We start from the raw sequence: 363 nt of genomic DNA, 5'->3' as shown, positions 1-363 counted from the left end.
GGTGCCGGTCAGCGTGTTGCTGAGGCCCGAGCCGATGATCGCCTCGCCCGAACTGGTGCCGACCACGTGACCCGTGGTGTCGACCTGCTCCGCGGTGAAGGCATGGGACTTGCCCGACAGGTCGGAGGTCTGGAAGCTCCACTTGCCATCGGCACCCGTCGTGGCCGAACCGACCGAGCTCGTGCCGTCATACAGCTTGATCTCGCTGCTGGGATCGGCCGTGCCCTTGATCGTCGCGGTGTGATCCCAGTGCTGACGCACATTGGTGACTTCGACGGTTGCAGCGTCCTTGGTGCCGCCATGACCAATCGGCGGATCGATCGGCTGCGACAAGGCGCTGGTGTTGCCGGCGGCATCGGTCGC

1 protein-coding gene is annotated in these 363 nt (G+C 65.8%); it reads right to left on the bottom strand.

Annotation, left to right across the window (positions count from 1 at the left end; all coding sequences use genetic code 11):
- Positions 1-363: Ig-like domain-containing protein (locus AABA84_RS34880; RefSeq protein WP_338314362.1), on the bottom strand; the 363-nt coding region annotated here is incomplete at both ends.

Source organism: Bradyrhizobium sp. TM239 (assembly GCF_036247985.1).
In the GTDB taxonomy this organism is placed as follows: domain Bacteria; phylum Pseudomonadota; class Alphaproteobacteria; order Rhizobiales; family Xanthobacteraceae; genus Bradyrhizobium; species Bradyrhizobium ottawaense.
Note: the sequence above shows the minus strand (reverse complement) of the source record. Positions and strands in the feature narration are given on the sequence as shown.